Here is a 24,760-nt window from a genome sequence, read left to right as displayed (position 1 = left end):
CGCCGGGCTTCCCAGGGCTCGACGTTACTTCTTGGGCTGAGCCACGACCACGCGCTCATGTCCCTCTAAATCTTTCACCACTTCAACTACTTCATGGCCTTGCTGGCCGAAAATTTCTTCGACAGCCGCTCGCTGTCCGGCGCCGATTTCCAGCGCCACGAACCCGGAGGAAGAGAGAATACGCCTGGCATTCATGACCAAGCGTCGGATAACTTTGAGTCCATCCTCACCCGCCGCAAGTGCGCGTACGGGCTCAAAGTCTCTAACCTCCTTGGGCAGCTTCGCCAATTCCCCATCTGCGATGTACGGTGGATTTGAGACGATCGCCTCCACCACGAAGCTGTCGGGGATTGCTTGTAGCAAATCGCTTTCCAAAAAGCGAATCTTTTTTTCAATTTGATGCAACGAAGCGTTCCCCCGCGCAACTTCCAACGCTTCCGGGCTGACATCCAACGCAGTGATTTCAGCACCTGGCAACTTCTTCGCTAGCGCAATCGCAATACACCCGCTCCCGGTCCCCACATCGACCATTCTCCGCGGGTTTCGCCGAGCCACCGCTTCCACCAACAGCTCCGTCTCCGGTCTCGGAATCAACACTCGCTTATCCACCAACAATTTCAACCCGCAAAACTCCACCTCGCCCGTGATGTATTGCAACGGCTCGCCCGCGACCCGCCGCTTTACCATCTCCCGCAGCTTGACCAGCGTCCCCTCATCCAACTCCCGCTCAAATTCCAGATACAACTCCATCCGCTTCTTCTTCAACAAATGTGCCAGCAACAACTCAATGGTCAGCCGCGGACTCTCAATCCCCTGCTTCTCAAGGAAAGGCGTCGTTTTGCTGATCACGTCCAGAATGCGCACGGCGGGAGACTAGCAAAGACCACTGGAAACCGCACTACTCGAAGATTTCCACCGGCGTCCCGATGCTTACCATCTGCGCCAGCCGGATGGCGTTCCAATTAGCAAGGCGAAAGCAGCCGTGGGAGAATGTCTTGCCAATCTGGTCCGGGTGCGGTGTGCCATGGATCCCATAACCGGCGCGACTGAGGCCAATCCACGCGTCACCAACCGGATTGTTCGGGCCGGCGGCGACGATCAACTTCCCATACCCCTTCTGCTTGTCATCCAACTCCGGGAAGTTCACAGGGTCGAAGGTGTAGTTGGGGTTGATCGCCACCGTTTGCACCGTGAGCTGTCCCGGCGTCCGCTTCTCCTTGTCAGCCGCGATGGAACATGGAAAAAGCGCAGTGATTCTGCCGCTGTCGTCATACGCGGCAATCGTCTTCGCGGAGAGATTGACGCGGAGCTTGGCCGCTGCGAGATGCTTCACAGGAACGACATTGAGGAGAGTGACTGTTTGATTGGATTGAACTGATTTCCAGTCGCTGATGCCGGGATTAAGCGTCCGTATCAACCCTTCAGACGCGTGGCACTTCTCAGCAACCATTTCCAGCACCGTTTCGAACCACATGTTCGTCAGTTGCGAACGTTCAAGCCAGTCCTCAGAAATGTGAGTCAGCTTCGCGAGATCTGCCGCCGAGACCACGTAATTCGTATAATTCGGGCCACCAGCGGGGAAGTTGACTGCCGTATCCGTATCGAACTTGCCGGTCGGCTTCAGGTCATGGGCTTGCTGCCAGGCCGTCAGTGCTTGCTCCGTCGCTGCACCCCACTTCCCGTCAATCTGCCCCGGTGAGAACCCAACATCATCCAGCCCGATCTGCACTGAAATGATCTCCTCGCGCGACATCTGTTGGCCGTGCACGGAGCCAATGAATAGCAAGAGCACCGCCCACATCGCGATCGTCGTTATACGTGCCGTCAACATCAGAGAACACGCTTAGCACAACGAAGGCGGGTTGTAGAGGTGCTTCTGTGAAGCGCCGTGTGCCAGTTACGCCGTCGTTTCAGCCAGCCGCCGGGTGAGATCGTCGTTCATCAGCGCGCCAATCAAATCCTCCAGATCACCCTCCATGATGGCGGGCAGATTTTGGATCGTGACATTGATGCGATGATCCGTGACGCGGTTCTGCGGATAATTATACGTGCGAATCTTCTCGCTGCGGTCGCCGGAACCGATCTGGTTACGACGCGCGGCTGACATTCTCGCCTCTTCTTCCTCCTGCTTGTGGGCGAGAAGACGTGACCGCAGAACCCGCAGCGCCTTGGCTTTGTTCTTGATCTGCGAACGCTCATCGGCGCAGCGCACGATCAATCCACTGGGCTTGTGATTGATCTGCACCGCACTGTCGGTCGTGTTCACACCCTGGCCGCCAGGCCCACTGGCGCGGCAGACGGTGATTTCCATGTCCTCGGGCCGCAAGACCACGTCGACTTCCTCCGCCTCCGGCAACACCGCCACGCTGGCGGTCGAAGTGTGGATCCGCCCTTGCGCCTCAGTCGCCGGGACGCGTTGCACACGGTGAACCCCCATCTCGTACCGCATCTTCTTGAAGACATCCTGCCCCTGGATGGAAAACACGATTTCCTTGAAACCGCCCCGCTCGCTCGGGCTCGTATCCATCACCTCGATCTTCCACCCTTGCGCGTCCGCGTAATGGCTGTACATGCGGAAAAGGTCCCCCGCGAACAAGGCCGCCTCGTCGCCACCCGTACCCGCGCGAATCTCCATAATCGAATTGCGCGAGTCATTCGGATCGGGTGGAACGAGCCCCAATTGCACGTCGCGGTACAACTTCTCCAGCTTGCGCTGCAAATCCTCGAGTTCGCCCCGGGCCAGTTCGGCCATCTCCGCGTCGCCGGCATCGGCCAGTTCCTTGTTCTCCGTAATCTGTTTCTGGACCGCCTCGGCGGTGCTGTAATCACCCAACAGCTTCTTGAGGCGCAAAAGCTCGCGCGCCAGTTCGCCGGCGCGGCGTTGATCGGAGTACACCGCCGGATTGGCGAGTTCGGCCTCCAATTCACCCGCTCGCTTGCGAAATTTGTCGATGTTGGGAAGTGCGTTCATTTCTGGTCTGTCATTCAGGAAAGCAAAAAACTTCGGCGGAAACAATGCGTCTCCGGCCGAAGTTCTTGGGAAAAGCAGCTACTTCGTCTTCTTGGCGTACCGCTTCTGGAAGCGCTCAACGCGGCCCGCGGTATCGACAAACTTCTGTGTGCCCGTAAAGAAGGGATGGCACTTCGAGCAGATGCCGATACGCATGTCTTTACGCGTGGAACGTGTCTTGAGAATGTTCCCGCACGCGCAGTGGATCACCGCGTCAACGTATTCTGGATGTATCTTGGCTTTCATGTCAGGGCCGCGAAACCTACACGAGCATCGGCCGCGTTGCAAGTCGAATCTGCGAACCATTTTTCAACCGTTCGGCGCAGGTCTCCCGACCGCGCCGCACCCACTGCCTCATTGCAATCCCGGCCCGCGTCTGCTACGTTGCAGCGCCATGAGCAAGCTGGGCAAAACCGCGAAGACGAAGAAGAAAAAGTGGCTGCTGGGCGTGGGCCTCGACAACAAGGACGGCCATACGCGCATCACCACCGGCGAGAATTTCAAGCTCGTCGGCGGCAGCGAGGACACGCACGGCGCGATGCAGGAGAAAGCCGTCAAGGTGAACGAGCACCTCAAGCGCCGCGGCAAAACCCTCGACACTGTTGACCACGAAGAATTCTACGAGATCGCCGACAAAGTCGGCATGCCCCTGCTCGACGCCCAACGCGCCCGCGAACGAAATTAAGCAGCACTGCGCTCGCCTCTTTTCCCACTCAATAAACGTGGCGCACGTAGTGCGCTTTCGTAGTCCTCTCGCCGGTGAAATGGCCAGACGGACATATCGCCGGTTGTCTGCGATCGCAAAGAATGAAATTGGCGAAACGTCATCTCATCTAAGAGACGACGAAGACAGTTGATAACTGCCGACTTGTGCGGCCACTCGAACTCGTAATCCGAATGAAGGAAAATAACACACCTCTTGAAGTCCAATTTCTGCCCGTCCGTCAAGTGCATCGGATGCGATTTGAAATCGTCGTAAGTCGGCCACACGGAATAAAAGATCTCAAAGAGAGCGAGATCATCTGAATTTGTAATATTGCCCGGACAAGCAAGATCATCGAAGGTTAGATTGTCGATTTGGCCCGACAACAATTGGCGAAGGGCTTGCGCAAGTCGGTCTCGTTTTGTCCGATCAATCATCTTCCTAACACACCTCAATACGTCTTGCGCAGATTGCTCGGTAGGATGTTCAACTCGTTGCGATACTTTGCCACCGTGCGTCGTGCGATCGGAATGCCCTGCTCTTTGAGGATGGCGACGATTTCCTGATCCGACAACGGCTTCAGCGGATCTTCGCGTTCGATGAGCTTCGAGATCTGCTCTTTCACGCTGGTGTTGCTCATCGCCCCGCCCCCCGCCGTCTCGAAACCGGGCGTGAAGAAATACTTCATCTCGAACAACCCCTGCGGCGTCTGCATATATTTGTTGGCCACCGCGCGGCTCACCGTCGTCTCATGCACGCCCACCACTTCCGCCACTTGCGCCATCGTCAGCGGCTTCAGGCACGAAATGCCATTTTCGAGAAATTCCCGCTGCCGTTCCACGATCACCTTCGCGATATTATAAATCGTCTGCTGCCGCTGGTGGATGCTCTTGATGAGAAACTTCCCCGCGCGAATCTTGTCGCGAATGTAGTCCTTCGCGTCATTCGATTTCTCATCGCTCGCCATCAATTCTTTGTACGTATTGCTGATGCGCAAGTGCGGGATTTGCTCGTCGTTGAGCAGCACCACATAATCATCGCCGATCTTCTGCACCACCACGTCCGCCGCGACGTACTGCTGCTGCTCGGTGGTGAACATCCGTCCCGGCTTCGGCTCAAGCGTGGAAATAAAATTCGCCAACTGCTGGATCTGCTCGACGCTCAGGTTCATTGCCCGCGCAATCTCGGGAAATCGCTTCCGGCCGAGGTCGTCCAAATGTTGGTTGACCAACACAGCCTCAATCGACTCCGATTTCCCGAGCCGGTCCAACTGGATCAACAAACACTCCTTCAAGTTGCGCGCGCCCACCCCGACGGGATGGAAGGTCTGCACCAGTTCCAGCGCTTCCTGCAAATGGTCCAACGGGATGCCGGAACTGACCGCCAACTCCTCGATCGGCGTAAGCAAGTACCCGTCATCATTGATGCTGCCGACGATCAACTCGGCGACCTTGCGACGGTCCTCGGTCAGGGCTGCGAAATTGAGCTGCTGCAAGAGATGCTGCTGCAGCGATTCCTGCTGGACAATCGAATCAAAAAAGTGCTGGCGTTGCTCCTCCTGCTCGGGCGAACGCGAGCGGACGGTGTTCGTCTGCGAAAAATAATCGCGCCACTCCTCATCGAGCTTCGCGAGGACCTCGAACTCCTCCTTGAACTCTGCCCGTTCCTCGGCGGTGACGGCCTCCTTATCAGCATCCACCTCGCGGACCGTCTCACCGTCCGGCGACTCGATCTCCACCTGCGGCTCGTCCTTGGGGATCTCTTCGAGCAGCGGGTTCTGCTGCAGCTCTTCCTGCACGAGCGACCGCAATTCCAGTGTCGGCACCTGCAGTAAATGCAGGCTCTGCTGCAACTGCGGCGCCAAAATCTGCTGCAGCGACATCCGCTGCACTTGATGTAATCCAGGACCTGCCATCTTTTATTTCTCTCGACCGAACGATTTCACTATAGGCGCGGCATCAAACAAGTAAAGGGCAAAGATTCTTCACCTTCCGTCACGCCTCAACTCCGGATCGCTTTCGTAGCTGCAAAACTCTTTCGCGGCCAGATAATACCTCGCCCACCCACCTTCGTCAGCGCGCCTCGTCAGTATCCCTGCCGCGGTAGGTCGCGCCGCACGTCGTGCTTCCGCCATAAAGGTTCGTAGCATTTTAACGTCCATGCAATTTTAGAAACGCCCAAAAACCCTCCAACTCAACCCTGAAACCCTTATAAACACCTCCAAATTGGGTTCGTTTTCCGAAAACGAACCCAAATTTTTCGACCTCTCCTCAACTGCATAACTAATTCTCATTCAATCACATCAGCGCGCACTTTAGGCCAAAACAAATTGGGTTCGTTTCGCAGAAACATATACTGGCCCCTCAACACCCCTCTTTCGTAGCATCTTCGAACAATAGATCCGCCTCCAGCAAGTGGCGCCGCGTGTCCGTCGTAGACTCGGCGGAGACGGATCTTGTCCGCCGCAGCGGTCTCACGGAGGAGGAAGCACCTTCGCTGGATGACGGCGACCAGTGACAGATTCCTGATAAGGACATGCCCCACTCTAGCATTATCGGAATCCGATGTCAAATCGCCTCGTTCTGAAATCTCCAATTCCACCTTCCCGACCCACGCAGCGTGGGTTGGCCCATCATCACATGCTCACTTCCCGTACAAATTGTTTCGAGACGCACGACGTCAGAATGCTAAAATATATCCATGGTCATATTCCTCAATGGGTCCATAAACGCCGGCAAAACAACCGTGGCTAAAATCCTGGCCAAGAAGCTTCCGAATGTTGCTCTGGTGGAAATCGATGCGCTGCGGAAAATGATTGCGTGGATGCCAATTGATCAGTCGGTGCCAATCAATCTGGAAAATGCCGTCTCCGTGATCAGGTGTTTCTCAAAAAGAGGACTGGATGTGATCGTTCCCTACCCCCTGTCCGCGGACAATTACTCCTACCTAATGAACGAACTGAAAGATATTGGTACGAAAATCCACGTTTTCACCCTCGCCCCAAAACTTGAAATCGCCCTGACCAACCGGGGAACCCGTGAGTTGGAAGACAGGGAACGTGAAAGAATCCGGCATCATTACCGCATCGGAATCCACGCTCCATCTTTCGGGGAGATCATCGATAATTCAGAACAGGCCCCAGAGGACACCGCCAATTACATATTCTCAAAAATAGATTATCCTCAGAAAGCTTGAGTCAATTCCCGCTCTCCATCGAATCTCCTTCGTCTCCACTCCCCGCCCTCTTTTAAGATCTCAAATCCTGAAATCTCCAATTCACCCTTCCTCACCGACGAGCCGATTGTAGGGCAGGTCGCAATGGGGAATTTGCGCTTGCTCTCGGCGCATCCTTCCCGTCTGATGGAATCCATGTCGGATACGACCCCACAACTCGATCCCGGTCCAATTCTGCAGACGGCCTTTGCCTTCTGGTCTTCGAAGGTTCTTCTCACCGCCGTTGAATTCGGCGTGTTCACCCAGCTCGGCCAGCGCCGTGTCACCGGCGCGGAACTCGGTCACGAACTGGGTCTACATCCACGCGGCATCAGCGATTTCTTCGACGCCCTGGTCGCCATGAAATTCCTCAACCGCGAGGGCGACGGCCCGTCCGCGAAGTATTGCAACACGCCGGAAGGCGCGCTCTACCTCGACCGCAACAGCCCGCGCTACGTCGGCGGCATCCTGGTCATGCTCAATGCGCGCCTCTTCAAATTCTGGCACGACCTGCCCGAAGCCTTGCGCACCGGCAAACCGCAGAACGAGATCAAGCACAGCCAGAAGGGAATGTTCGAGGAACTTTACGAGGAACTGCCGAAGCTCGAACAGTTCATGGGCGCGATGACGGGTCTCTCCCGCATCAACTTCGAGGCGTTCGCCGCCAAATTCGATTTTTCCAAATTCAGGACCCTCTGCGACATCGGCGGCGCGACCGGCCTGCTCTGCATCGAAGTCGCGAAGAAACATCCCCACCTCCAGTGCGTGTCGTTCGATCTCCCGCCCGTCGAGCCGATCGCGAAAAAGCATATCGCCGCTTCCGGACTAAGCGGCCGCATCAACACGGCCAGCGGCGACTTCTTCAAAGACCCGCTGCCTAAAGCCGACCTCATCACCATGGGCATGATTCTCCACGACTGGAATCTGGAGAAAAAGAAGCATCTCATCCGCGCCGCCTACGACGCCCTGCCGCCCGGCGGCGCCCTGGTCGCCATCGAAGCGTTGATCGACGACGCGCGCCGCGAAAACGTCTTCGGCCTGCTGATGTCCCTGAACATGCTCATCGAATTCGGCGACGCCTTCGACTATTCCGGCGCCGATTTCCGCGGCTGGTGCCAGGAAGCCGGCTTCAAACGCTTTGAGGTCATCCACCTCGCCGGCGCCTCCAGCGCCGCCATTGCCTATAAATAGGCTGCAAGCTCGTTTGGCTTGCTTCGCAGACGGGTCGGGAGCAAAATTTGGCTGCCTGTTAAATGGTACCCTGACACGGCATAATGAGACTATCGCTTCCGTTTCTGCTCTCGATTGCCATGCTGAGCGTGGGATGTTCGGCAACGACACAAACACCGGTTGAGTCTGGGCAGGAGTCGCCCACCTTGGAATCAACATGCCTATCGTATCATCTGGATCACCACCTACAGGACGAGCAGATGGCGTTCAATACTACGGGAAAGGTTTCAGAGGTGGAGTTTACCGGCTACAGAATTTCGGTTTGTCATGTGGAGAATGGTGAGGCGTTGGTCGGAATCAAAGTCGAGAGTCATAAGTATCTCGGTAATGGCCCTCGGCTTAAGTGGGCATCTCAGAAACCGGACGTGGACTGGGATTGGCAGGAGCGGTGGCGAAAAACGAAAGACGGTTGGGTCTTTATCGAGCGAGCGAACAAGGCAAATTGGCTTCTTTGGTATTGATAAGCAGGGCGCCAACCGCCATCTCCGTCCTCTGAGATTGATTTGTACGGATAAGCTACGTCGTACTCAGAAATCTTGCGTCCATCCCCACTCCGTGTAAAATCACCTGCGTGGGGATGCGTATCACGATTTTGGGGAGCGGTAGTGCGGGCAATTGCACCTTGATTGAAACCGACACGACGAAACTGCTCGTCGATGCCGGGCTCAGCGGACGCCAGATTGCCACGCGGCTCGCGCTCATCAGCCGCAATCTCGAAGAAATCACCGGCGTCGTCCTGACCCACGAACACAGCGACCATACCCGCGGCCTTGGCGTGCTCTGCAAATCGCGCCCACTTCCCGTCTACGCCAATCGCCTCACCGCCGAGGCCATTTCTACCGATCCCGAATGGCAGGACCGCGTCCGCATTTCGTGGCGGCTGTTTTCCACGGGCGGTTCGTTCGAGGTGGGCGATCTTCTCGTCGAATCCTTCAGCGTCCCGCACGATGCCTACGACCCGGTCGGTTTCGTCGTTCGTCATCCCAATTCGGGCATCGCCGTGGGCGTGCTCACCGATCTCGGCCACGCGACCAAGCTCGTCACCGAACGCATGCGCGCCATGGACGTTCTCGTAGTGGAATCGAACCACGATTTGAAGTTGCTGCAAGAGGACGCCATCCGTCCCTGGGCCCTGAAGCAGCGCATCATGAGCCGTCACGGCCATCTCAGCAACGATGCCGCCGCCACGCTCGCCGGCGATGTCGCCTCCGACAGGTTGCGCCACGTCTTCCTCGCGCACCTCAGCCAGGACTGCAACCGCCCCGAGTTGGCACACGAAACCGTTAGCCACCAGCTTGAGAAAATCGGCGCCCGTCACATCCAGGTCGCCGTCGCCAGCCAGGACAAACCCACCGCGACCCTGCAGCTATGATCATCGGCGTTCCCAGGGAGATCAAGAACAACGAATATCGCGTCGGCCTGCTGCCGGTTCACTGCGAAGCGCTGACGGAAGCCGGTCATACGGTGCTCGTCGAACACCGTGCCGGCGAAGGCAGTGGCGCGCTCGACCAGGATTATCGGGCCGCCGGCGCGCGCATCGTCAATTCCCCTGGCGTCCTGTTCCGCCGCGCTGACCTGATCGTAAAGGTCAAGGAACCGCAGCCCCCCGAGATTGCATCACTGCGCGCCGGACAAATCGTCTTCACCTATTTCCACTTCGCCGCCGACAAAAAACTTTTCGCCGCAACCCTTCGCAGCGGCATCATCGCCATCGCCTACGAGACCATACAGTCGCCGGATGGTTCCCTGCCCTTGCTGACGCCCATGAGCGAGATCGCGGGGCGAATGGCGGTCCACGAAGGCGCGAAGTACCTCGAAGAGCCGACGAAGGGCCGCGGTTTGTTGCTCGCCGGCGTGCCGGGCGTCGCGCCCGCGAAAGTCGCGATTCTCGGCGGCGGCATCGTCGGCGCCAACGCCGCCAAGATGGCCGCTGGCCTGGGCGCCGATGTGTCGATCCTCGACATCAACCTGAACCGCCTGCGCTACCTCGATGACGTGATGCCGAAAAACGTCAAGACCCTGATGAGTAACGCCCACAACATCCGCGAGCAGGTCCGCGAAGCCGACTTGCTCATTGGTGCAGTATTACGACCCGGCGCCCGTGCGCCAATGCTCGTCTCGCGCAAGCTGGTCAAGCAAATGAAACGCGGCGCGGTCATCGTCGATGTGGCCATCGACCAGGGCGGCTGCATCGAAACCTCGCGGCCAACGACACACGAAAAACCGACCTACCTCGTCAGCGGCGTCGTGCATTACTGCGTCACGAACATGCCCGGCGCGGTCGCGCGCACGTCAACAACCGCCCTGACGAATGCCACCTTTCCCTACGCAATGGAAATCGCCAGCAAGGGATTTGGCCGGGCCGTCCGTGGAAACTCAGCGCTCGCGATGGGGGTAAACATAGCGCGAGGCCGGGTGGTTTATCCCGACCTCGCGAAGCAATACCAACTGCCGGTAACCAGTCTCAGGGAAGTGCTCTGACGGTTCCTCTTAGCGGCAATAGCGGTATCCGCCGTAGTAGCAACTCGGGTAGTACTGATAGACCGGCCGATAGCATACGGGTGCGCGATAGCAGTATCCGGGGTAATACGCCGGCGCACAGTACCGGTTATAACCCCCGTAACCGTAACCGCCATAGCCGTAGCCGCCAAACCCAACATTGACCGAGACGAACGTTCGCGCCTGGGCTGGTGCCGCCAGCAGGCAGGCCAACGTCACTACCGCCACAAATCCACTGACAATCTTAAGAATTCTTTTCATCTGAATCCTCCAATCTGCTCTATTAGACTTACCCCGCTACAAATCTATTCAACCCGCTGAGAATTGCAACCGGATCCTCCTCAAAGGGCTGTCGTTCAATATCTTGTAACAGCTCCAAATCACCCCTTCAGCGCCCCCATCTGAATCCCACTAATGAACCATTTCTGCCCGATCACAAATACAATAATCATCGGCAGAATCATCATCACCGAGCCCGCCATGAGCAATGTCCATTGCGTGCTGTACAATCCCATGAACGACAGCAGCCCGAGTGGCAAGGTCTTCATCGAATCCTGCGTCAGCATGATCAGCGGCCAGTAAAAACTCTGCCAGTTGCCGAGAAACGTGAAAATCCCCAGCGTCGCCAGCGCGGGTTTGCTGAGCGGCAAAATGATCGTCGTGAAAATGCGAAACAGCCCGCACCCATCGATTGTCGCCGCCTCCTCCAAATCGCGCGGGATGCTCATGAAAAACTGCCGCAGCATAAACGTCCCGTACGCCGAGAACATCACCGGCACAATCAACGCGAAGTAGGAATCCAGCCCCACCAATCGCCCGACGTCATACGTGCGCCCAAATAGATAAATCACCCGCGGCGCGTCCCAATTCACAAACGGCGCCGCCACCGTCAGCCAGTCGGTGATCTTCCGCATCAAAATAAAATTCGGGATCATCGTCACCGCCCCCGGAATCATCATCGTGCCGAGATACCCGAGAAAAATTTTGTCGCGTCCGGGAAATTGCAACCGCGAAAACGCATACGCCGCGCAAGCGCTCGTCGTCACCTGCCCCAACGTGACCACCACCGCCACGAGCACACTGTTCAGGTACCAGCGCGCAAACCCGCCCCCCATCCCCTGCGTCGCATCGTAAACTTTTCCATAGTTCTGCCACTGCACCTCGCCGGGCACGAGCGCCTTGATCGGGTTGTCGACCGACTTGAATACATCGCCCGCAGGTTTCACGGACGTGGAGAACATCCACAGAAAGGGGAAGAGCATGAACAACCCGACGCACCCGAGCACCACGTAGCTGATGATTTTCCGAAACACGTTGCGCATCTCAGTAATGGACAACCCGTCCCCCAAATCGCCAGTTCAGCATCGTCGCCGCGAACACCGCCGTGAATAGCACCCATGCCATCGCCGCCGCGTACCCCATGTGGTTCCACGCAAACGCGTGATTATAGATGTAGTAGCTGATCGTCGTGGTCGCCCCCGCCGGCCCGCCGCGGGTCATCACAAACGCCTGGTCAAACCCACCCTGCAATCCGCCAATCAAGCTCATCGTGAAAACAAAGAACGTCGTCGGGCTGACCAGCGGCCATGTGATCGCCCAAAACTTCTGCCACCAATTCGCGCCGTCGATGTCCGCTGCCTCATACAACTCGGGCGACACACCCTGCAGCGCCGCCAGAAACAGAATCATGTTGTACCCACCCACGACCGTCCAAAACGTCATGAACATCAACGCCGGCTTGGCCCACGTCACCGAAGCCAACCATTGCGGCGGCCATTCCGCGCCGAGCCCGCGAATCCCATCGTTCAGCCATCGCGGAAACCAATATGCGATGATCGTGTTGATCGGTCCGTAGTCGGGATTGTAAATCCACCTCCAAAGCAAATACGTCCCGACGCCCATCACGATCGTCGGTAAAAAGTAAATCGTGCGAAACACCACAATACCGCGCAGCTTCTGGTTCATCACCATCGCCAAAAACAACGATCCCACAATATTCACCGGAATCGTCAGCATCAGGAACACGGTATTGAAAGCGTACCGCCAGAAATCGTGGTCGTGCAGCAGGGTGGAAAAATTATGGATTCCCACGAACTTCGGCGGCGAGAAAAGATCCCATGCAAAAAAGCTCAACCCCAAAGAGACCACCACAGGAATGAGGGTAAAAGCCAGAAACCCGAGCAGGTTCGGCAAAAGGAATAAACAACCCGCGAGCGCAGTTCGTCCCCTTTTCGTTCGTGCCATCCGAGATCTCCTTGGAATCTCGCCGCCTTCTTACACCGCCCCACCCGCCACCGCAAGCCAATTGCCTTGTGCCGGGGCCGTTCATGCGCTAAAGGAAATAGCCAAGGAGGTAGTCAGTATGAAAATCAGGAAACTGATCGCGGTCGCCGGAATTATTTTTAGCTTTTCACTGTGCTCACGAGCCGCCACCACAAACAAGGTCGCCGCCGTAAAGAACTACACCCAGCAACAGGCCCAGGCGTTCAATAGGAAAGCCGACCGGGAGTTTCAAAAGCTCAACAAGAAACTGGAAGACCTAAAGGCGAAAGCCCAAAAGCAAACCGGCGACGCCAAAAGCGCCCTGGACAAGAAAGTCGCGCAAGCTCAACAGAAAATCGACGACCTAAAACCGAAACTCACGGAACTCAAAACCGCCACGACCAACGCCTGGTCCGATATCAAATCCGGCTTCGAGAGCGGCCTCGATGACGTGAGAAACGCTCTGAAGTAACAGCCCGGCTAGATCGTCTTCCCAATCGCCGCCGCCACCGCGCGCATCTGCGCCACCAGCGCTTCAAACTTATCCGGGAGCATCGCCTGTTCGCCATCCGACAACGCCGCCTCAGGATCGTTATGAACTTCAATCATAATCCCGTCAGCGCCGGCAGCCACCGCCGCCAGCGCCATCGTCGGGATCAGATCACGATGCCCCGCGCCGTGCGTGGGATCGACAATCACCGGCAGATGCGATTCCTTCTTGAGCGCGGGCACGGCCGAAAGATCGAGCGTGTTGCGGGTATAAGTCTCGAACGTCCGTATGCCGCGCTCGCAGAGCATGACATTCATGTTCCCTTCGCTGAGAATGTATTCGGCGCTGAGCAACACGTCCTTCACCGTCGCCGCCATGCCACGCTTCAGCATCACCGGCTTCTGACACCGGCCCACTTCCTTCAATAACGAAAAATTCTGCATGTTGCGCGCGCCAATCTGGATGATGTCCGCGTATTGCTCGACCATCTCCACATCCTTCGTGTCCATCAACTCGGTAATGACAGGCAGCCCCGTCGCCGCGCGCGCTTCCGCCAGCAGCTTCAACCCTTCCTTGCCCAGTCCCTGGAACGTGTACGGCGACGTGCGCGGCTTGAAAGCGCCGCCACGCAACACCGTCGCCCCCGCCTTCTTCACGATCTTCGCAATCTCCAAAATCTGTTCGCGACTCTCGACCGAGCACGGCCCGCTCATCAGCACCATCTTCTTCTGGTCGCCGATCTTCACCCCGCCGACATCGATCACCGTTCGTTTGTGCGTGAAATCGTAGCTGGTGAGCTTGTACGGCTTCATCACCGGCGTGACCGACGCCACACCCGGAAATGCCGCCAGCGGCTTTTCGCGAATCAGGTCTTCAGGCCCGATGACGCCAATGATCGTGCGCTCGACCCCGCGGCTCGTGTGCGGTTTCAACCCCCACTTGCGAATCGCCTCCTCGATGTGGCCGATTTGCTCGTCCGTTGCTTCCGGTTTGCAGATGATAATCATATTTTATGGCTTCTCTTAGAGCGATGCTTTGAGTGCCCCAATAAATCTCCGATTCTTGGGCATAGTGCCGACCGTCACGCGCACCCACGCGGGCATTTTGTAGCCGCGCATGGGCCGCACTATCACCCCGCGCCGCTGCAGAGCGCGGAATACTTCATCCCCATCGCCCACGTTGACAAGCACAAAGTTGGCGCTGCTCGGCACGTATTCGAGTTTCAGCTTCTTGAATTCCTTCTCAAAATACGCCAGCCCGCGCCGCGTGAGAGCTTTCGTCTTCCGAATGTGCGCGCTATCTCCCAACGCCGCCAACGCCCCCGCCTGCGCAATCGCATTCGTATTGAATGGCTGCCGCACTCGCGCCAGCAAGTCGATGCACTCCTTCTGCGCCACGCCGTACCCGATACGCACTCCCGCCAACCCGACAATCTTCGAGAACGTCCGCAGTACAATCACGTTCCGCTTCATCGCGTATTCGATCGAAGGCGGCGGATCATCCAGGAACTCAATGTACGCCTCGTCGAGCACCGCAATCACATGCGACGGTAGACGTCGGATAAAATCATCCAGTTCCGCATTGGTCACCCGCGTGCCCGTTGGATTATTCGGGTTCGCCACAAACACCAGCTTCGTTCGCGGCGTGATTGCCGCCAGCATAGCCTTCAAATCATGTGTGTGACTCCGAAACGGCACCTCCACGCACCGCGCCTGGAACATCTTCGCCATGATGCTGTAGATGACGAACGCCCTGTCCCCTGCAACCACCTCATCCCCGGGAGAAACAAACGCATGATACAAAAACTCAATGATCTCGTTCGACCCCGTCCCGAGGACGATGTTGTCGATCTTCACGCCCAACTTGTTGGCGATCCCTTGCCGCAAATAAAACCCGCCCCCATCCGGATAAAGATGCGCCGTCGCCAACGCCTTGCGCATCGCTACCAACCCTTTCGGCGAAGGCCCCAACGGATTCTCATTCGAGGCCAGCTTGATGACCGTGCGCGCATCGAGCCCCATCTCCCGCGCCACATCCTCAATCGGCCTCCCCGGCTCATAAACCGGCACGTCACAAACAAATTGATTGGCAAGGGATTTGAAATTCACAGATGCAGTGTGGCAAAGCTGAGTCTCTGGGGCAAGCCAAGTGTATGATGGAGGGGCAACGCAGGGATACTCGGGTGATCGCTATTTCTTCGTTAGCTTCAAGGCGTCCCGAATCGAGGCTATTGCCTGCCGTATCCGGTGGGGATTCGGTGTGTAGTTCTTTGGTGCGTGATGAGCGTCGTCAGCGGTGACAAACATTGCGGAGATGCGATCCACAAGATCAGAAGTGGCACCGGCCTCGACGAGAATCGCTCGGACATCCTTGCTGTTCATGTTGTGAGCACTTGTGGTGCGCCCAAGCTTTTCTTTTGCCACTTGTGAAGCCGCTTGGCAGGCTGCGAGGCGCACCTCTTCCTCCGCCTGCTGCAGCTTTACGGACGTAGCCGCGATATCGTTCGTGATCGCTTCGGCTTCGCGGAGCCGCTGATCAATGGGCGACCAGTCCATTGCGGTAATATGCGGTCCATCCTTCGCGTAACCTGTTATCTCATAGTGAATGCCATTAAGCGTTCGGCAACCTTGGCACACCTGCTTGGCCCAGGTTCCCTTGTGAGACAGAACCACGATCTGTTTATTCTCAATCTCGACAAGATTGCGTATTACATCGATGAATCGGGTTTCGTGCTCATCATCCCAAGATTGAATTGGGTCGTCGATAATGAGAAAGCCCCATGGGCCGGGGGACCGGATCGCGGTCGCAATGCTCACGCAAAGTCCCAGCGCGTTCAATTTTGATTCACTCAGCGAAGAAACAGCGCTCGCGAGCTCCACCCCGTATGATCTTGCCCTTACCGATAGGCGACGGCTCTTGAAGTCGCCACCCTTGGTTCGTTCCATAGCGAAACCCGAAAAATGCACGTCCGGGTCGCCATCCGTTCGGATCTTCTCGTACCATTTCATTACTGCAGCGGTAAGATCACTACTCATGGCCGCTTCCATGGTCTCAGCCAAAGTTTGCTCGACATGCTTCTTCAACTCCTTCAACCCCTCCACCACGTCTCGCACTCGCAATGACCGGTTGACCGTGATGCGCTTTTCGAGTAATTCGTTGAGTAAGGTCATCTCTGACGTGCCAGCGAGTGCATCAACGGCTTGCCGGAACAACTTGGTCGGACCCACTAGGCTCGGTTCGAGGTCCCCTATCTCCTCTACGAATTCATCGGCCGCCACCAGATAGTCTTGGAGCGCTTTGACAAGGACTTCGACGTCCACGAGACTCTCGTGGCTTTCCTTCATTTGGGATTCGCAAGAGTCGATTGCCAGCTGTACCCTCGTCGCGTTAGCTCTCAGATGTTGCAGTACTACGTCGGCGGCCTTGGCTGCGGAGCGAACGGTTTCGGCAGTTGCAGTGTCCGTCCCACCCAGTAATTCGCAAACTTTCGACGCATTCTCAGGTAGCATTGATGTGATAATGTTGCCAACCAGACGTTCGGAGAGTTGTGCGTGTTCTTCAAGCGCCCTTCTCACATTCACTAGCGAACGATTCACACGTGGGCGGCTCTCTTCGCGCGCATCGCCCTTCTCGATTTCGGCTTTGCTCAAGTCATGCCGTTCGTGAATGCTGCGTCTAAGATCATTGTTCAGTGGTTGAGTGCATAAGGGGCAGGAATCCGGGGCATCCTTGATCAACTCGACTCCAATTTTCAAGAGGCTCGCCTCCTTTTGGAGCCGCGTAGTTACCCCGTGAACACACAGTTTTCCATAATCCGCGATGAAGGCGTCATCTGTTTCTGTGGAAAGAGTGTTGCGAGCTTTAGCCAACACGCGCGTTTCTATCTCTGAGTAAGCATGAATGGCAACATCGCCAGAATACACCTTCGCAGCCGCCGCCGTGCGCGCCGCAATCAGCTTAGAGCGTCGCTCTTTTGGGTCAATCTTACCTCCCAGAATGGCATCGACACGATCTTCGATGAGTGAATACGTATCAACTACACTCTCAACTCCGCGCTTCAAGCTAGTCGCGACCTTTTTCAACTCCGGTACCGTTTTCACCCGCGCTTCGAGGGTTTCCAGCCCGTTCAGGATTTGCTGCCCCTCGGGGGGCAGGCTCACGGTCGGTTTGGTACAAAGACTGATGAGAGCTTGGAACGTGTCATCGATTGCGTTAAGGCCGATGAGTCTGGCAAACCCTTGAAACCGTTCAGAAGGCGGGACGAGCAATAGATACTTGAGCGCGTGCTGAAGGACAAAGGGTCTGGCGGTTGACAGCAACACTCCATGGAAGGGCCAGTTCTCTACGAACTTACCGTCAACGAACCGTCTTATCGTTGCATCGGTATCGATTTCGACACGCAGCCTCAGTTCAGCGTTTTCCGCCATGCCAAACGTGGCGTCAATGTGCGCTGGCTTATCTACCGGAAAGTGACGGTTTCGGTACGAATCCTTGTACTCCTCTTTCGAATCAGCCTTCTCTACCTTTGATGTGGCCCCGTAGAGCAGGAACTCCATTGCTTCCGAAATGCTCGTCTTGCCGTGGCTGTTAGGCGCCGCGATGATGGTGAGTTTTTCGTGAAAATCGATGCTGCGTTCGGTGTTGAAGCCTCTGAAGCCCGCGATCGTTAGCCGCTTAAGCTTCATTGACGATTTCCGAGATTATCGCACGTAGCTCGGCTTCCAGTGCAGCTCGCTGGTCTGGTTGGCGACAAGCTTTAAGCAATCGCAGGTGAACTGAATCGGCAGTCTTCTCCTCAACCGATTGGAGGAATTTCTCCAAAGTGCTTTCACCTGGAGTACTTGCCTCTTTGGCTAAGGTTAGGTCGGATGCGTCCATTTTATCACGGATTTCTGTTCACCGGGCTGCGCCAAAGGCACCGCTTAGATCGCAGAGTCAGGATACAGCCATCGTCTCATTCTCGACAAGGTATTTGCGAACAGGCTGACGGAACTCGCCATTCAATTCACGGATGTCCACCAAACGCTCCACCTCTCCAAACAACCCACCCACTGCCGCCTCGTGGTTCTCCTGCTCTTCTCTCCAAGCCCAGTTTCCCGTCCCGATTTATAGATAGCGCTATCCATAAAATATCCCCCTCTTCGCCTCAACCAGTCAGCCAGCAAGCAAGATTACTCTCGATGCGTCCCCGTCGACCTTGAATCCACGAATGCCGACCACGCGCTCCGCCCCTCCAAACAACCAACTCACTGCCGCCGCACTGTTCCCTTGCTCTTCTCTTCCAGCCCAATTTTCAGTCCCGATTTATAGATAGTGCTATCCATAATTTCATGGGTCGACCACACCGGCTGAGGCTGGCCGACACCCGCGATTGCGCACCTCCCAAATGATTCTCTCCACAGATCCCGTTGTTTCTTCACCCTTGCAATTATGGATAGTGCTATCCATAATTCCCGCGAGATGAGAACAGCCCAGGCGTGCATTCTCTCCCTGAGAAATGTCGATGAGCCGAAAGAAATTACTTCCGCCGCGTGATCCGCTTTGCCGGGAATTGTACGGCAAGAGGAAGGGCCGAACCCTGCCCCAGATGCGCCGCGCCCTGGCAGCCCTCGGGTGTTCCGTGTCGGAGATTACGGTGAAGCAGTGGTTGCGCGGTCGACATCGTCCCGGCCGGTTTACCCGCCCACTCCTTACCAAAGCGCTCAAAAAACTGTAGCAGCAAGCGCAGGACTTCCGTCGCGATGCCCGATTCCAACCATTCACATGTGAATAGCTGTCAAGGATCTTTAGTGGAAACTGCGTGTTTGGCCAACCCGGCCCACACCTTTCTCACCAGCGCGGCTTCAATGTCGATGTCGAGCCGGCCCTCCATGCAGGCTGCGCAAATCGCGCACCGGGAATGGTGCGGCACAGAACCCAAAATACCCGGGAACATTTCTACGTTTGTTTCCTCTTATTCTCTGGCGAGGCAATTCAACCGGGAGAAGATATGGCAAATAGACTTTTGGCGAGTTCATTCAAGCTGGCCGGCATCTTGGTGTTGACGGTCTTTATAACAAGCGCGCGCGCCCAAAGCGTGACGCAGTGGGATGAATCTATCAACGGTGACTTGTCCGGCAACCAGGCGGCGCCCAACAACTTCACATTGGTAGCCGGCACGAATGCCATCATCGGCAGCCTGCGCAACACATCCACGCTGGACAGCCAGGATTGGATTATGTTGGCCGTGCCGAACGGGTTGCAGCTGAGCGCGGTGGTCTTGAAGGCTTACAGTTCGACCGACCAGCAGGGTTTCACGGGAGTTCAGGCCGGCACGAATTTCGTGGGCAGCACACTCTCTGCTGCTTCCTATCTCGGGTACGCGCACTTCGGCACCGGGGCGCAGAATGGAGCTCTTCCCCCTACGAACCTTGTCGGAGTCGATATCCTGCCGCTCATGGGCAACACCAACCTCGCGGCAGGCTCGCAAGGATTTATCCCCCCATTGGCCAGTGGTAATTACACGTTCCTGATCCAGCAGACAGGCAGCTCCCCGACGAGCTATGAATTCGATTACGTGGCCACGGTCGTTCCCGAACCGTCCACGCTGCTGCTGCTGGGGTTTGGCTCAACGGCGCTTTTCGCAGGTCGTCGTCGCAAACGTTCCGGGAAGTAGGTTCGCCGCGTCCTAACCGTTCACATTCGGATAGCTGCCGAGGATTTTAACGAACATGGTGTGCTTGGCCAACTCGGCCAGCGCTTTCTTCACCAGCGCGTCTTCGCAATGGCCGAGGATGTCCACGAAAAAGTAATACTCCCACGCCTTCTTTTTGCTGGGGCGCGACTCAATCTTGGTCATGTTGATCTTGAACTTCTTGAAGGACGAGATCGAATCGTGCAGCGCTCCGACGTGGTCCTGTACCGAGAACATGATGGATGTTTTGTCGCTGCCTGTTCGACCGGGATATTTGCGCCCAATCACGAGGAAGCGCGTCACGTTCTCGCTCGAATCCTGGACGTTGGCCTCAAGAATCGTCAGCCCATACATCTCCGCCGCCAGCGAACTCGCCAGCGCGCCGGCGTTCGGTTCTGTCTTCGCAATCTGCGCCGCGCGGGTGCTGCTTGACGTTTCGATCAACTCCACATGCGACATGTTGAGCTGCAGCCACTGGCGACACTGCGCCAGCACCTGTGGAATCGAGTAAATCTTCTTGATCTGGTCGCGCGCGATGGCGGCCATCAGGTTGTGGCGAATTGGCAACACAATCTGCGCGCAAATCTTCAGCTCGCTGTCGAGGAACATGTCGTACGTATGAGTGACCGCGCCTTCCGTCGAGTTTTCAATCGGCACAACACCGTAGTCCGCGCGGCCCTTCGACACTTCCACGAATACATCGGTAATGCTCGGCAAAGGCTCATACTTTAAGCTAGACCCGAATTTCTTGATCACCGCCAGGTGCGAATACGAAGCTTCCGGGCCGAGATAAGCGATCACCAGCGCCTTCTCCAGTGCGAGCGACGCCGACATGACTTCGCGGTAGATGGCGCGCAACGAATCGGCAGGCAGTGGCCCTTGCCCTTTTTCCACAATCCGGCGCAGCACCGCGTCCTCGCGGTCGGGCGCATAGATTTCCCCGCCCGACGTGTGCTTGATCTTGCCGATTTCGAGCACGAGCTTCGTCCGCTCGTTCAACAAGCGGACCAGCTTCGAGTCGAGCTCGTCAATCTTACTGCGTAGAGGCTGGAGTTTGTCCTTCATTGGATTCTGTAGTGGCCGCCGTCTCGGCGGCGGGTTCCTGCGCCTGGGTTGCTTCCACCTTCTGCTCGGCCGTCTTCAACGCGGCGGCTTGCAGGCGCAACTCGGCGGCCTTGGGCATGTCATCCAGGTCGCGCAGCCCGAAGTGTTCGAGGAACTTCTGGGTCGTGCCGTAGAGCATCGGGCGCCCGGGCGCTTCACTCTTGCCGACGATGGTGATGAGATCGCGTTCCAGCAGCGTCTTGATGACGCCGTCAACTTCCACACCGCGGATCGCCGCAATGTCCGCCCGGCAAATCGGCTGGCGCAACGCGATGATGGAAAGTGTTTCAAGCGAAGGCGGGGACAGACGGTGTGGACGGGCTTCATCGAGGAGTTTCTTCAACCACGGCGCGTATTCCGATCGGCTCACGAGTCGCCAGCCACCGGCGATTTCCACCAACTGGAAACTGCGCTGCTGTAGGTCGTATTCCGCCTTGAGTTCGTCGAGCGCCGCCACGATCTGCGCCTCGCGGCAGTTGCGGAACGGCTCCGTCACGCCCGCGTGTTCCTCATCTGTCGCCTCGGCGAAAATCACGCGAATTTCCTTCGGCGCGAGCGGTCGCTCCGCCGAGAACATTAACGCTTCCACGATCTTTTTTAATTCCAGTGTCATGCCACCTTGATTACCCGTATCTCTCCGAACGCTTCTGTTTGCTGCACCTTCAGTCGTTTCATGCGAATCAATTCCAACAACGCCAAAAATGTCACCACCACCTCCGCCCGCGAACCGGCATTGGCGAACAGTTCGCTGAAAATCATCTCCGACCGGTCACGCAGAGTATAAAGGATCTCCTCGATTTTGTCGCTAACCGTGAATCGTTCCTCAAGGATCTCATGAAAGTCCTCGCGCGCGCTGGCTTTCTTCAACACTTCGTTAAACGCGTTGATCAGGTCGAAAATACTGACCTCCGCCAGCGGCACATCTTTGTTCGCCTCGATTCCTGCATCCGTAGCCTGGCGCGGGAAAATGTTGGCCTGCTCGTCTTCGCGCTTGCTGAGCTGCACCGCCGCGTCCTTGAACTTTTTGTACTCGACCAACTGGCGGATCAATTCCCAGCGCGGGTCTTCGCCTTCCTCGGCCTCCGCGTCCGTCACCTGCTGGTCGACGGGCAACAACATGCGGCTCTTGATGTACATCAGCGTGGCCGCCATCACCAGGAACTCGCCCGCCACTTCCAGGTTGAGCATCTGCATCAACGTCAGGTATTCCATGTACTGGTTGGTGATGCGCTCGATGGGAATATCGTAGATGTCGACTTCCTCTTTCTTGATGAGGTACAGCAACAAATCCAGCGGCCCCTCGAAGACCTCCAACTTTACTTTGTAATCCGCTTCCATTCAGGAAATCTTCTCGTTCGACTCCGTGGCCAACAGGTCGTCCACCGTCTCCCGCCGCGAAAACATCGTGACCGACCCGTCCTCTTCCAGCATCAACTGTGGCGCGCGGCCCAGTGAATTGTAATTCGAACTCATCGCGTACCCGTACGCGCCTGCGTCGTGCAGGAGGAGCAGATCGCCGACGTGCGGCGTCGGCAAACGACGCGGGACCAACAGTTCTTGTCCGTCGCGCGTGAAAACGTCGCCCGACTCGCACAGCGGCCCGGCCACCACCACATCCGCCATTCCATCGCGCTCGTGCCGACCGGCAATCGTGATGCGATGGAACGACCCGTACATTGCTGGTCGCACTAAGTCCGTGAAGCCCGCGTCCACCATCACAAACGTTTCCCCTTTGCCCCGCTCGTTCGTCTCCGTCCGCTTCACGTCCGTCACGCGCGCGACCAACGTCACTGCGGGCGCCACGAGATAACGACCGGGCTCGATTTCCAACCGTATATCGCGTTCCGCGGCGCTGCAAAAACTGGCGCGCGCCTCCTCCAGCACCGCGCGGAGCGGTTCCAAGGACGGCTGATCAGCCGCATCACGGTAATTATGCGGAATCCCGCCACCGAGGCTGACCGCTGTCAGCTTCGGGAACTTCGGTATGAACCCGGCAAACTCCTTCGCCAGTCGCCGCATATTATCCAGCAATTCCGGGAACTTCGGCCCGCTGCCGATGTGCGCGTGCAACATGGTCACCGTCATGCCGAATCTTTCCGCTCGCATGGCCACATCGTGAATGTCGCTGAACCAGATTCCGTGCTTGGAACTCGGTCCGCCCGTGTCACAGGCGTTGACGTGACCGTGCCCGAAACCCGGATTGACCCGCAATGAAATCGGCCCGGCATATCCCGTTTCCTGCAGTTCACGCAACATGCCCGGCGAACCAAGGTTCGGCATTACGCCGTGCTCGCGCAATATCGCAATGGCGCCGTCGCGAAACACGTCGCTGGTGTACAAGATCGACGAACCCGGGAAACCCGCGCGTCGCGCTCGCAACACCTCGTTGCCCGATACTGCGTCAATCCAGATGCCGGCTTCCAGCATCTCCTTCAAGATTCGCGTCGCGGGACAGGCCTTCATGGCGTACCGCGCCTGCAATCCCTTCCCCTCAGTGAGACGTTTGATGGCGGCGATCCGCTGGTTCAAGAGAGCTGCGTCGCAAACCCAGAACGGCGTGCCGACCTTCTCCGCCAACTGCTGGAGCACCTCGGCATTCATCGAAGCCCCACGGCTTGGCGCACCCGCTCCATGGTTTCGTTTGCCACCACGTTGGCGCGCTCCGCGCCCTTGCGCAGCGTCTCATGGACATAATCCATGTTCTTCACGAGTTCTTCGCGCTTCTTGCGAAACGGGGCAAAATAATCCGTCAACGTCGCCAATAGTTCTTTCTTCGCGTCGCCATAGCCAAATCCGCCGGCGGCCAGCTTTGCCTGCAACTCACTCGCTTTGCCCGGGGCGGCGACAAGCTTGTAAAGCTGCAAGGGAACATTCTTGTCGAGATCTGTCTTGGGCGCCTCGACCGGCTGAGAGTCGGTGACAACGCTCATTATTTTTTTCCGCGTCGCCCTCTCGTCACCAAAAATCTCAATGGTGTTATTGTAGCTCTTGGACATTTTGCGACCGTCAATCCCGGGCAACGTCGCCACGTCAGGCTGAATGTCTGCCTCGGGTATGACAAAGACTTCGCCGTACTGGCGATTGAATGCGCCCGCGATGTCGCGTGCGATTTCGAGATGCTGCTTCTGGTCTTTGCCGACGGGCACGCGTTCGCCTTGCACAATCAGAATGTCCGAGGCCATGAGCACGGGGTACGTGAAGAGGCCCCCATTCGGCTTGTGTCCGTGCGCGATCGCATCCTTGTATGCGTGCGCATTCTCCAGCATGGGCACCGGCGTGAGATTGAGCAGGACGGACGTCAACTCCGTCACCTGGGGCACATCACTTTGGCGATAGAATACCGTTTTGGATGGATCCAACCCGCACGCCAAAAAATCGAGTGCGATATCCAGCGAGTTCTCACGCAATTCCGCAGCCTTGCCGACCGTCGTCAACGCGTGATAATCGGCGATGAAATAGAATGCCTCGCCCTTCTGCGCCAGTTCGAGCGCCGGGCGCATCATGCCGAAGTAATTGCCAATGTGTAACTTACCACTTGGCTTAATGCCGGATAGAATTCGCATTGCCCGTGCAACA

At 57.0% G+C, this 24,760-nt stretch carries 24 protein-coding genes; 8 read left to right on the top strand and 16 right to left on the bottom strand.

The window, feature by feature from the left end; translation table 11 throughout:
- Positions 1-24 precede the first annotated feature (24 nt).
- The 4 genes from prmC to rpmE all read right to left on the bottom strand — a co-directional run bounded on the left by prmC (position 25) and on the right by rpmE (position 3,256).
- Positions 25-864, bottom strand: coding sequence for a peptide chain release factor N(5)-glutamine methyltransferase (prmC, locus tag VNL17_00875; protein ID HXI82623.1), 840 nt, complete (start codon positions 862-864; stop codon positions 25-27).
- Positions 865-898: 34 nt separating this feature from the next.
- The gene (locus VNL17_00870) at positions 899-1,831 is read right to left on the bottom strand and encodes a L,D-transpeptidase (protein ID HXI82622.1); all 933 of its coding nucleotides are present in this window, start codon (positions 1,829-1,831) and stop codon (positions 899-901) included.
- A gap of 66 nt (positions 1,832-1,897) precedes the next feature.
- Entirely contained in the window at positions 1,898-2,971 is a 1,074-nt protein-coding gene (gene prfA / locus VNL17_00865) for a peptide chain release factor 1 (protein HXI82621.1), read from the bottom strand.
- A 78-nt stretch (positions 2,972-3,049) separates the two neighbouring features.
- Positions 3,050-3,256, bottom strand: a complete 207-nt coding sequence (gene rpmE / locus VNL17_00860; protein ID HXI82620.1) for a 50S ribosomal protein L31 — start codon at positions 3,254-3,256, stop codon at positions 3,050-3,052.
- A 148-nt stretch (positions 3,257-3,404) separates the two neighbouring features.
- On the opposite strand from rpmE, the gene VNL17_00855 reads away from it, so the two are divergent.
- Entirely contained in the window at positions 3,405-3,695 is a 291-nt protein-coding gene (locus VNL17_00855; protein HXI82619.1) for a hypothetical protein, read from the top strand.
- A gap of 469 nt (positions 3,696-4,164) precedes the next feature.
- Here VNL17_00855 and rpoN read toward each other — a convergent pair whose 3' ends face one another.
- Complete coding sequence (gene rpoN / locus VNL17_00850) at positions 4,165-5,628, bottom strand: RNA polymerase factor sigma-54 (GenBank protein ID HXI82618.1); 1,464 nt, start codon at positions 5,626-5,628, stop codon at positions 4,165-4,167.
- Positions 5,629-6,413: 785 nt separating this feature from the next.
- Between rpoN and VNL17_00845 the strand changes: the two genes are divergently transcribed.
- The 4 genes from VNL17_00845 (at position 6,414) to ald (ending at position 10,637) form a co-directional block, all read left to right on the top strand.
- Complete coding sequence (locus VNL17_00845; protein HXI82617.1) at positions 6,414-6,908, top strand: zeta toxin family protein; 495 nt, start codon at positions 6,414-6,416, stop codon at positions 6,906-6,908.
- Between the two features lie 174 nt (positions 6,909-7,082).
- Positions 7,083-8,117, top strand: coding sequence for a methyltransferase (locus VNL17_00840; GenBank protein HXI82616.1), 1,035 nt, complete (start codon positions 7,083-7,085; stop codon positions 8,115-8,117).
- 616 nt (positions 8,118-8,733) lie between these two features.
- Positions 8,734-9,528 (top strand): MBL fold metallo-hydrolase, encoded by a 795-nt coding sequence (locus VNL17_00835; GenBank protein HXI82615.1) that lies wholly within the window; start codon positions 8,734-8,736, stop codon positions 9,526-9,528.
- Positions 9,525-10,637 (top strand): alanine dehydrogenase, encoded by a 1,113-nt coding sequence (gene ald / locus VNL17_00830; GenBank protein ID HXI82614.1) that lies wholly within the window; start codon positions 9,525-9,527, stop codon positions 10,635-10,637. Before VNL17_00835 ends, ald begins: the two co-directional genes overlap by 4 nt.
- A gap of 9 nt (positions 10,638-10,646) precedes the next feature.
- Here ald and VNL17_00825 read toward each other — a convergent pair whose 3' ends face one another.
- The 3 genes from VNL17_00825 to VNL17_00815 form a co-directional block, all read right to left on the bottom strand.
- A complete protein-coding gene (locus VNL17_00825; GenBank protein ID HXI82613.1) occupies positions 10,647-10,916 on the bottom strand; it encodes a hypothetical protein in 270 nt (89 codons plus the stop codon).
- A 119-nt stretch (positions 10,917-11,035) separates the two neighbouring features.
- On the bottom strand, positions 11,036-11,968 hold the full coding sequence (locus tag VNL17_00820; protein HXI82612.1) for a carbohydrate ABC transporter permease: 933 nt from the start codon (positions 11,966-11,968) through the stop codon (positions 11,036-11,038).
- A 10-nt stretch (positions 11,969-11,978) separates the two neighbouring features.
- Entirely contained in the window at positions 11,979-12,899 is a 921-nt protein-coding gene (locus VNL17_00815) for a sugar ABC transporter permease (GenBank protein ID HXI82611.1), read from the bottom strand.
- Positions 12,900-13,017: 118 nt separating this feature from the next.
- On the opposite strand from VNL17_00815, the gene VNL17_00810 reads away from it, so the two are divergent.
- Positions 13,018-13,389 (top strand): hypothetical protein, encoded by a 372-nt coding sequence (locus tag VNL17_00810; protein ID HXI82610.1) that lies wholly within the window; start codon positions 13,018-13,020, stop codon positions 13,387-13,389.
- Positions 13,390-13,397: 8 nt separating this feature from the next.
- Here VNL17_00810 and aroF read toward each other — a convergent pair whose 3' ends face one another.
- The 3 genes from aroF to VNL17_00795 form a co-directional block, all read right to left on the bottom strand.
- A complete protein-coding gene (gene aroF / locus VNL17_00805) occupies positions 13,398-14,414 on the bottom strand; it encodes a 3-deoxy-7-phosphoheptulonate synthase (protein HXI82609.1) in 1,017 nt (338 codons plus the stop codon).
- A gap of 15 nt (positions 14,415-14,429) precedes the next feature.
- Positions 14,430-15,515, bottom strand: a complete 1,086-nt coding sequence (gene hisC / locus VNL17_00800) for a histidinol-phosphate transaminase (GenBank protein ID HXI82608.1) — start codon at positions 15,513-15,515, stop codon at positions 14,430-14,432.
- 81 nt (positions 15,516-15,596) lie between these two features.
- Positions 15,597-18,092: an ATP-binding protein gene (locus tag VNL17_00795; GenBank protein HXI82607.1), complete on the bottom strand. Its 2,496-nt coding sequence runs from the start codon at positions 18,090-18,092 to the stop codon at positions 15,597-15,599.
- 818 nt (positions 18,093-18,910) lie between these two features.
- Between VNL17_00795 and VNL17_00790 the strand changes: the two genes are divergently transcribed.
- Complete coding sequence (locus VNL17_00790; GenBank protein HXI82606.1) at positions 18,911-19,123, top strand: hypothetical protein; 213 nt, start codon at positions 18,911-18,913, stop codon at positions 19,121-19,123.
- A 273-nt stretch (positions 19,124-19,396) separates the two neighbouring features.
- The gene (locus VNL17_00785) at positions 19,397-20,062 is read left to right on the top strand and encodes a PEP-CTERM sorting domain-containing protein (GenBank protein HXI82605.1); all 666 of its coding nucleotides are present in this window, start codon (positions 19,397-19,399) and stop codon (positions 20,060-20,062) included.
- 12 nt (positions 20,063-20,074) lie between these two features.
- Here the strand turns inward: VNL17_00785 and pheA are convergent, their stop codons facing one another.
- Genes pheA through trpS form a run of 5 tightly spaced genes read right to left on the bottom strand, consistent with a single transcriptional unit; the run spans position 20,075 to position 24,747 of the window.
- Positions 20,075-21,145 (bottom strand): prephenate dehydratase, encoded by a 1,071-nt coding sequence (pheA, locus tag VNL17_00780; GenBank protein ID HXI82604.1) that lies wholly within the window; start codon positions 21,143-21,145, stop codon positions 20,075-20,077.
- Positions 21,114-21,797 (bottom strand): SMC-Scp complex subunit ScpB, encoded by a 684-nt coding sequence (scpB, locus tag VNL17_00775; GenBank protein HXI82603.1) that lies wholly within the window; start codon positions 21,795-21,797, stop codon positions 21,114-21,116. Before scpB ends, pheA begins: the two co-directional genes overlap by 32 nt.
- Complete coding sequence (locus tag VNL17_00770; GenBank protein HXI82602.1) at positions 21,794-22,522, bottom strand: segregation/condensation protein A; 729 nt, start codon at positions 22,520-22,522, stop codon at positions 21,794-21,796. Before VNL17_00770 ends, scpB begins: the two co-directional genes overlap by 4 nt.
- Entirely contained in the window at positions 22,523-23,785 is a 1,263-nt protein-coding gene (gene lysA, locus VNL17_00765; GenBank protein HXI82601.1) for a diaminopimelate decarboxylase, read from the bottom strand. It abuts the gene before it with no gap.
- Entirely contained in the window at positions 23,782-24,747 is a 966-nt protein-coding gene (gene trpS / locus VNL17_00760; protein ID HXI82600.1) for a tryptophan--tRNA ligase, read from the bottom strand. The genes lysA and trpS overlap by 4 nt, the downstream gene beginning before the upstream one ends.
- Between the last annotated feature and the right edge of the window lie 13 nt (positions 24,748-24,760).

The organism is Verrucomicrobiia bacterium, assembly GCA_035577545.1.
Classification (GTDB): domain Bacteria; phylum Verrucomicrobiota; class Verrucomicrobiia; order Palsa-1439; family Palsa-1439; genus Palsa-1439.
The sequence above is the reverse complement of the archived record's forward strand: the minus strand, read 5'-3'. Positions and strand labels throughout refer to the sequence as shown.

Coding starts and splice junctions, on each gene's coding strand:
- lysA (HXI82601.1), bottom strand. CDS start 23,785: ATGAATGCCGAGGTGCTCCAGCAGTTGGCGGAGAAGGTCGGCACGCCG.
- ald (HXI82614.1), top strand. CDS start 9,525: ATGATCATCGGCGTTCCCAGGGAGATCAAGAACAACGAATATCGCGTC.
- VNL17_00845 (HXI82617.1), top strand. CDS start 6,414: ATGGTCATATTCCTCAATGGGTCCATAAACGCCGGCAAAACAACCGTG.
- rpmE (HXI82620.1), bottom strand. CDS start 3,256: ATGAAAGCCAAGATACATCCAGAATACGTTGACGCGGTGATCCACTGC.
- VNL17_00795 (HXI82607.1), bottom strand. CDS start 18,092: ATGAAGCTTAAGCGGCTAACGATCGCGGGCTTCAGAGGCTTCAACACC.
- rpoN (HXI82618.1), bottom strand. CDS start 5,628: ATGGCAGGTCCTGGATTACATCAAGTGCAGCGGATGTCGCTGCAGCAG.
- VNL17_00840 (HXI82616.1), top strand. CDS start 7,083: ATGTCGGATACGACCCCACAACTCGATCCCGGTCCAATTCTGCAGACG.
- prfA (HXI82621.1), bottom strand. CDS start 2,971: ATGAACGCACTTCCCAACATCGACAAATTTCGCAAGCGAGCGGGTGAA.
- pheA (HXI82604.1), bottom strand. CDS start 21,145: ATGAAGGACAAACTCCAGCCTCTACGCAGTAAGATTGACGAGCTCGAC.
- VNL17_00870 (HXI82622.1), bottom strand. CDS start 1,831: ATGTTGACGGCACGTATAACGACGATCGCGATGTGGGCGGTGCTCTTG.
- VNL17_00810 (HXI82610.1), top strand. CDS start 13,018: ATGAAAATCAGGAAACTGATCGCGGTCGCCGGAATTATTTTTAGCTTT.
- VNL17_00835 (HXI82615.1), top strand. CDS start 8,734: ATGCGTATCACGATTTTGGGGAGCGGTAGTGCGGGCAATTGCACCTTG.
- trpS (HXI82600.1), bottom strand. CDS start 24,747: ATGCGAATTCTATCCGGCATTAAGCCAAGTGGTAAGTTACACATTGGC.
- VNL17_00785 (HXI82605.1), top strand. CDS start 19,397: ATGGCAAATAGACTTTTGGCGAGTTCATTCAAGCTGGCCGGCATCTTG.
- VNL17_00825 (HXI82613.1), bottom strand. CDS start 10,916: ATGAAAAGAATTCTTAAGATTGTCAGTGGATTTGTGGCGGTAGTGACG.
- VNL17_00855 (HXI82619.1), top strand. CDS start 3,405: ATGAGCAAGCTGGGCAAAACCGCGAAGACGAAGAAGAAAAAGTGGCTG.
- VNL17_00815 (HXI82611.1), bottom strand. CDS start 12,899: ATGGCACGAACGAAAAGGGGACGAACTGCGCTCGCGGGTTGTTTATTC.
- aroF (HXI82609.1), bottom strand. CDS start 14,414: ATGATTATCATCTGCAAACCGGAAGCAACGGACGAGCAAATCGGCCAC.
- VNL17_00770 (HXI82602.1), bottom strand. CDS start 22,522: ATGGAAGCGGATTACAAAGTAAAGTTGGAGGTCTTCGAGGGGCCGCTG.
- VNL17_00790 (HXI82606.1), top strand. CDS start 18,911: ATGAGCCGAAAGAAATTACTTCCGCCGCGTGATCCGCTTTGCCGGGAA.
- scpB (HXI82603.1), bottom strand. CDS start 21,797: ATGACACTGGAATTAAAAAAGATCGTGGAAGCGTTAATGTTCTCGGCG.